Genomic DNA, 6,781 nt, shown 5'->3' with positions numbered 1-6,781 from the left:
ACTCTCGAAAGGTCGCCCAAGCACGGGACGCTGGTCATCCGATCGGATGAGACCGACGTTCGCCGCCGGGCAGAGGACCACCTGTAGATCGACTCAAGGAGCACCCAGTGGCTAAGGGGAAGCGTACTTTCCAGCCGAACAACCGTCGTCGCGCACGTGTGCACGGCTTCCGCCTGCGCATGCGTACCCGCGCCGGCCGCGCCATCGTGAACGGCCGTCGTTCCAAGGGCCGCGCCAAGCTGACCGCCTGATCCGGCCCTCATCCGATCGCAGCGATCGGTGACTGCCGAAACACGGCGGATCTCGCGGAGATCCGATTTCACCCGCACACTTGCCAAAGGTGTGCGGGTTTCGGCACATGATCTGGTGATTCATCTTGCGCCGACTCCAACCGCATGGCCGGATGCTTCCGGTGTCCGACCTGATGTAGCGATGAACGGTGGTCCGTGGCTCGGTCTGATCGTCTCCAAGAAGGTGGGCAACGCCGTCACCCGGCACGCAGTGGCTCGCCGGCTGCGTCATGCGTTCGAGGAGGCACGCGTCGATCTGCCGAATACGGAGACCTTCGTCGTACTGCGTGCGCATCCTTCGATAGCGAAGCGGTCGACGATTCAGCTCACCGCACAACTGCGGAGCGGGTTCGCTCATCGCAGGACGCAGGCGGCGTTCGCCCGAGCCGAATCAGCGGCAGGCGCTCAGTGAGTCTCGCCGACCGCGTGTACCGGTTTCCGCGTGGTGCAGTCGTGTTCCTCGTGGAGCTGTACCGGACGTGGATCTCCCCCACCCGTATGCCGACCTGCAGGTTCGAACCGACCTGCAGCGGATATGCGGTGGAGGCATTGACCGCGCACGGATTCCTCTGGGGATCGGTGCTTTCGGTATGGCGCCTCCTGAAGTGCGGCCCCTGGCACAAACCCGGGTACGACCCGGTGCCGGAGATCGGCCCCCGGGAGTGGATGTCAGCCCGTTTCGGTCGAAAGAAGACTTTGGAAAGCGGTGCTTGCGCACCAACTTCAGATAGGGGTCAGTGAGCCGTGCTCAACTTCATCTACTACCCGGTGTCCTGGATCATGTGGGTCTGGCACTGGTTGTTCGACAAGATCCTGCCGGACTCCCCCGGCGGTTCGGGCATCGCGTGGGCGCTGGCCGTCGTCTTCCTGGTCTTCTCGCTCCGAGCGATTCTGTACAAGCCGTTCGTGAAGCAGATCCGGACGACCAAGCAGATGCAGGAAATCAATCCGCAGATGCAGGCGATCCGGAAGAAGTACGCCAACGACCGGGTCAAGATGACCGAGGAGATGCAGAAGCTCCAGAAGGAGCATGGCTTCAATCCCCTCCTCGGCTGTCTGCCGATGTTCATGCAGATTCCGGTGTTCATCGGTCTGTTCCACGTGCTCCGCTCGTTCAACCGGATGGGTACGGGGATGGGGCAGGAGGGCCTGTCCGTTGCAGAGACTCGCTCGATCGGCAACTACGCGTTCAGTCCCGAGCAGGTCCAGGACTTCCTCGACGCACGCCTCTTCGGTGTTCCGCTGTCGTCGTTCGTGACGCAGCCGGCCCAGGAGTTCCAGGCGTTCCTCGACCCGAGTCAGAACGGAGTCGTGGACTTCGAGCGGTGGCACATCGCGGTCCTCGTTGTTCCGTTGATGATCGTCGCGTCCATCGCGACGCACATGAACTCGCGTGCGTCCGTTGCGCGTCAGCCCGCGGCGTCGCTGGAGAACCCGCAGACGCGCATCATGAACAAGCTGGCGCTGTACGTCTTTCCGCTCGGCATCCTCGTCACCGGTCCGTTCTTCCCGGTCGCCATCCTCCTGTACTGGGTGAGCAATAACCTCTGGACGTACGGCCAGCAGCACATCGTGTTCGGGCGTATCGCCAAGGAAGAGGAAGAAGCGAAGGAGAAGAAGGAAGAACGTCTTCGCGCCAACGCTCCGAAGCCGGGTGCGCGGCCGGACAAGACCAAGCGCGGTGCGGTGTCGGTCGTCGACGGAGAAGTCGACTCCGACGAGGCCGAGATCGACGAGTCGGAATCCGCTGCGGATGTGTCGACAGGCGGGAAGGCGGCGACTTCCACGAAGCGCGGTGGTGCGGCGAAGTCGGCTGGTTCCCAGCAGAGTGCGGCGTCGGCTACGAGCTCTCCCCCGAAGAAGAAGCCTTCCCCCGGGCAGCGTCCCAATAAGCCTGGTGGCGCGAAGCAGGCCGGCAACAAGCGGAACAAGAAGAAGAAGGGTCGGCGGTGACGGCGGCCTCCTCCCCTCCCCCGACACCAGACTCCCCAGAAGATAGAGGTACGAATCAAATGACAGGTGAAGCTGCACAGGCACCGGTCGAACCCGAAGAAGTCGCCGCCGACACCGTGGATGACGAAGACGATCACCTCGTCGAGGAAGGCGAGATCGCGGGTGACTACCTCGAGCAGTTGCTCGATGTACTCGATTTCGACGGTGACATCGATCTGGACGTGGATGGCGACCGCGCCGTTGTCAGCATCGACGGCGGCAAGGATCTCAACAAGCTGGTCGGGCGCGATGGCGAGGTCCTGGACGCACTGCAGGAGTTGACCCGCCTCGCGGTGCAGCAGTCGACGGGTGACCGCAGCCGGCTGATGCTCGATGTCAGTAGCTGGCGTGCCGATCGCCGCGATCGGCTCGCCGGCGTCGGAACCGAGGTCGCGGAGCGCGTGCGTGACAGTGGAGAGCGCGAGTCGCTCGACCCGATGACCCCCTTCGAACGCAAGATCGTGCATGACGCGGTGGCTGCTGTCGACGGTGTCTACAGTGAGAGCGAAGGCGCTGAGCCCAAGCGGCGGGTGGTCGTCATCAAGGAGTGACTCCCCTCCCCTGGCTCACCTGAGAAGTCCCGACCTACCCGGTCGGGACTTCTCTCGTTTCAAGGTAGAGAATGACACCGTTGTCATTTGCGATGTTTCACGTGGAACGTGCGAAGGGGAGCCGGCGTGAGGCCGCGAGTAGGCGTCCATCGGGATCCAACGAGTTTCACGTGAAACACAGACAGCGATTCCATCGACGTTTCACGTGGAACACCGAACGAGGATGAGGAACTTGATGAGTGAAGACCGTTCGGCGTCGGCCGAGTGCGAACCGATGCCGGCGTCAGCGACGCGGGTGTTCGGGGATCGCGTCGGCCTCGCGGCGGAGTACGCACGGGTGCTGACCGAGGAGGGCGTCCTTCGAGGCTTGATCGGACCGAGTGAATTATCGCGACTGTGGACCCGCCACATTCTCAATTGCGGGGTGCTTGGCGAGGTTATCGAAGACGGATCGTCTGTCTTCGACATCGGTAGCGGTGCCGGCCTACCGGGCATCCCCCTCGCTGTGGCACGCCCCGACATCGACATCACGTTGATCGAGCCATTGCTGAGGCGCACGACATTCCTCGATGAGATCGTCGAGCGGCTCGGACTGAATAACGTAACCGTGGTGCGCGGTCGTGCGGAGGAGAAGGCGGTTCTGGCGAAAGTCGGTACGGCGGATGTGGTGACGTCGCGTGCGGTCGCACCACTGGAGCGACTCGCTGATTGGTCCGCTCCCCTGATTCGAGTCGGTGGACGACTGGTCGCGTTGAAGGGAAGATCGGTCGCGGAGGAGATCGAACGCGACCGGACTGCCGTGAAGAAGGCGGGGCTCGTCGACCTGACCGTCACTCAGTGCGGTGGGGATGTTCTGGACGAGCCGACCACGCTGTTGATCGGATCCCGGGTGCAGACGGACAAGGATGCGGCAGCTGCGCGCAGAGCTGCCCGCCGTGCCAAGAGGAAGCGATAGAGGATTGGTTTCATTTCGACGCAGGGCGCACAATAGAGACAACGATCAAAGGAGCTCCGGGGTGCCCGAATATCAGCCCAGCGTTTCACGTGAAACGCAGCCCGCCCAGCCCGCCGTCAACTCGGTTCCCGCCCCGCAGCCGTACGCCGACACTCCCATCGCGGCCGCAGCAGAACGTGCGAGTCAGGTCCTGACTCCAGGCGGAACGGGCACACTCCCCCGCCCGGCAGAGCCGCGGGTCATCACCATCGCCAACCAGAAGGGCGGCGTCGGCAAGACCACTTCGGCCGTCAACATGGCAGCCGGTCTCGCCATCCACGGGCTCGGCGTTCTGGTCATCGACCTCGATCCGCAGGGCAACGCGAGTACGGCACTCGGCATCGATCATCGGCAGCCGGGAATCGCGTCGGTGTACGAGATGCTGCTCGATGATGTCGCCTTGCGAGATGCGATCCAGCAGTCGCCGGCAAGCGATCACCTGTTCTGTGTCCCGTCGACACTCGACCTCGCCGGTGCTGAGATCGAGTTGGTGTCGATCGTGGCGCGTGAGAGCCGCCTCCGGAACGCCTTGGACTCGGCAACGCTCGCCGAGTACGGGATCGACTACGTTCTGATCGACTGCCCGCCGTCGCTCGGACTGCTGACGGTGAACGCGATGGTCGCCGCTCGTGAAGTTCTGATCCCGATCCAGTGCGAGTACTACGCACTGGAAGGTGTCGGGCAGCTGCTCCGCAACATTGAACTGGTCCAGGCGCACTTGAACCGAGATCTGCACGTCTCGACCATCTTGCTGACGATGTACGACGGACGCACCAAGCTGGCCGATCAGGTAGCCAACGAGGTGCGCAACCACTTCGGCGACAAGGTGCTCTCAGCGATAATCCCGCGAAGCGTCAAGGTGTCTGAAGCGCCCGGATTCGGGATGACGATCATCGAATACGATCCGGGTTCACGTGGATCAATGAGTTACCTGGACGCCTCGCGTGAACTCGCACAGCGGGCATCGATCGAAGGGGGCCTGGCACAGTGAGCCAGCAGAATCAGCGACGGGGTGGGCTCGGCCGAGGGCTGGCCGCATTGATTCCGACGGGACCGACGGAGGAGAACCACGGAACCAATACCACCCGAATGGGATCGGCTGCAGCCGACGTCGTCATCGGCGGCGGAGCTCCGGCCGTGACGGCGCCTTCTCGTGACAGTGGTACGTCAGTCGAGCAGGCTTCCGGAGACGACGCACGAAAGACGGAGACCGCGTCGGATGCGGTGCCGGACGTCGGCGAAGTCGGTGCTGTCTACCGGGAGATCCCCCCGGCTCAGATCGAGCCGAACCCGCATCAGCCGCGCTCCGTCTTCGACGAGGACGCGCTTGCGGAGCTCGAGCATTCGATCCGCGAGTTCGGTCTCATGCAGCCGATCGTGGTCCGGGAGCTGTCATCCCCCACCGCTGACGGAGTCCGATATCAGCTCATCATGGGTGAGCGCCGGTGGCGTGCCGGCACGAATGTGGGCGTCGACGCGCTGCCCGCTATCGTCCGTGAGACTCCGGACGGCGACATGCTCCGGGATGCGCTCTTGGAGAACATCCACCGCGCCCAGCTGAATCCGTTGGAAGAGGCGGCCGCTTATCAGCAGTTGCTCGACGAGTTCGACGTGACACATGAGGAACTGGCGAATCGACTCGGTCGGTCGCGGCCGGTGATCACGAACATGATCCGTCTGCTGCGGTTGCCGATTCCGGTTCAGCGTCGGGTTGCGGCGGGTGTGCTGTCGGCCGGTCACGCTCGCGCCCTCCTGTCATTGGAGACCGGTTCAGAAGGTCAGGAATCGCTTGCCGCGCGGATCGTGGCTGAGGGCATGTCGGTCCGTGCGACGGAGGAAGCGGTGACCCTCGCCAACCGGGACGGCGAGCCGGATACGGCTACCCCTACTCGCAAGCGTCAGCAGATGCAGATGCCCGGTCTCCAGGACGTGGCGGATCGACTGTCCGACCGATTGGACACGAAAGTGTCCGTCAGCCTGAGTAAGCGGAAGGGAAAAGTGGTCATCGAGTTCGGCTCGGTGGACGATCTGGAGCGGATTGTCACCATGATCGCCGAGAATACGACCACCGAGTAAATGTCCGATTTACGGCGTTGTGCGCACCTGGTACGGGTGCACAGACGCGAAACGTCACTGTGACATCTTACTTTCACGGCGGATTGGAGCGGCGATGAGCGTGTCGGTGACGCCCTTGGAGTTGGGCATGTTCGAAACGCTTCCGTCGCACACTCGTCGATGCGTGTTCTGGGAGATGGACCGTGATGACAACGGCGACGGCTTCGGGGCGATGATCGACGCTAGGTCGGGATCCTCCAATGAGAGCGAGTTCGATAAGGAGGCATGGATCTCCGGAGTACTCCTCGAATGGGGTACGTGCGGGCAGGTCGCGATCGAGTCATCGACGGGCCGCGTCGTCGGGTCCGCCTTCTACGCCCCACCGGGTCGAGTTCCGCGGGCGCACCGCTTCCCTACTGCTCCGGTTGCAGCGGATGCGGTGCTATTGACGAGGGTTCGGGTGGAGCCGGGGTTCGAGCCGATCGCCGTGTCGCTGCTCGATGCGGTGATCGGTGACGTCGTGCGCCGTGGTGTGCGGGCGGTGGAGGCGTTCGGCTTCAGCGGTGCACGCGAGCCCCTCGAGCAGGATCTCGTGGGCTTGCTGCTCGGCGACGGTTCTCCGGCGGACGTGTGTCAGAAGTGTCTGATGTCGACGCAGTTCCTCGTTGATTCCGGGTTCGAAGTGGTTGCATCCGATCAGTTCTTACCGCGCTTGCGGCTCGAGCTCGACGAGGGGCTCGGGTGGAAGTCCGAAGTGGAGCGTGCGCTGGACAAGTTGGTGCAGGAGGCCACCGCGGAGTTGGAGTCCAGTGGTGCGTCCGCGCGTTAGGTGCCGGCGACGAGAAGGCGGAGACAAGTATGCGGCCCGACGTGAAGTCGGGCCGCATCGTTGTTTCACG

9 protein-coding genes are annotated in these 6,781 nt (G+C 63.4%); all 9 read left to right on the top strand.

All coding sequences use genetic code 11. The features are described 5' to 3' along the window. Nucleotides 1-107 precede the first annotated feature (107 nt). Entirely contained in the window at nucleotides 108-251 is a 144-nt protein-coding gene (gene rpmH / locus FO044_RS14950; RefSeq protein WP_006337454.1) for a 50S ribosomal protein L34, read from the top strand. 28 nt (nucleotides 252-279) lie between these two features. Then, nucleotides 280-702, top strand: coding sequence for a ribonuclease P protein component (rnpA, locus tag FO044_RS14945; RefSeq protein ID WP_132992628.1), 423 nt, complete (start codon nucleotides 280-282; stop codon nucleotides 700-702). After that, complete coding sequence (gene yidD / locus FO044_RS14940) at nucleotides 681-1,031, top strand: membrane protein insertion efficiency factor YidD (protein WP_235831458.1); 351 nt, start codon at nucleotides 681-683, stop codon at nucleotides 1,029-1,031. The genes rnpA and yidD overlap by 22 nt, the downstream gene beginning before the upstream one ends. A 3-nt stretch (nucleotides 1,032-1,034) precedes the next feature. Continuing rightward, nucleotides 1,035-2,243 (top strand): membrane protein insertase YidC, encoded by a 1,209-nt coding sequence (gene yidC, locus FO044_RS14935; protein ID WP_132992626.1) that lies wholly within the window; start codon nucleotides 1,035-1,037, stop codon nucleotides 2,241-2,243. Between the two features lie 59 nt (nucleotides 2,244-2,302). Further along, nucleotides 2,303-2,833, top strand: a complete 531-nt coding sequence (locus tag FO044_RS14930) for a Jag family protein (RefSeq protein ID WP_132992625.1) — start codon at nucleotides 2,303-2,305, stop codon at nucleotides 2,831-2,833. 235 nt (nucleotides 2,834-3,068) lie between these two features. Then, the gene (rsmG, locus tag FO044_RS14925; protein WP_235831378.1) at nucleotides 3,069-3,788 is read left to right on the top strand and encodes a 16S rRNA (guanine(527)-N(7))-methyltransferase RsmG; all 720 of its coding nucleotides are present in this window, start codon (nucleotides 3,069-3,071) and stop codon (nucleotides 3,786-3,788) included. A 61-nt stretch (nucleotides 3,789-3,849) separates the two neighbouring features. Further along, nucleotides 3,850-4,818 (top strand): ParA family protein, encoded by a 969-nt coding sequence (locus FO044_RS14920; protein WP_132992623.1) that lies wholly within the window; start codon nucleotides 3,850-3,852, stop codon nucleotides 4,816-4,818. After that, nucleotides 4,815-5,903, top strand: a complete 1,089-nt coding sequence (locus tag FO044_RS14915; RefSeq protein ID WP_132992622.1) for a ParB/RepB/Spo0J family partition protein — start codon at nucleotides 4,815-4,817, stop codon at nucleotides 5,901-5,903. Before FO044_RS14920 ends, FO044_RS14915 begins: the two co-directional genes overlap by 4 nt. Nucleotides 5,904-5,997: 94 nt before the next feature. Further along, nucleotides 5,998-6,711 (top strand): hypothetical protein, encoded by a 714-nt coding sequence (locus tag FO044_RS14910; protein WP_132992621.1) that lies wholly within the window; start codon nucleotides 5,998-6,000, stop codon nucleotides 6,709-6,711. Nucleotides 6,712-6,781: the final 70 nt, after the last annotated feature.

Source organism: Gordonia zhaorongruii (genome assembly GCF_007559005.1).
In the GTDB taxonomy this organism is placed as follows: Bacteria; Actinomycetota; Actinomycetes; order Mycobacteriales; family Mycobacteriaceae; genus Gordonia; species Gordonia zhaorongruii.
This window is presented reverse-complemented; position numbering and strand designations above follow the sequence as displayed.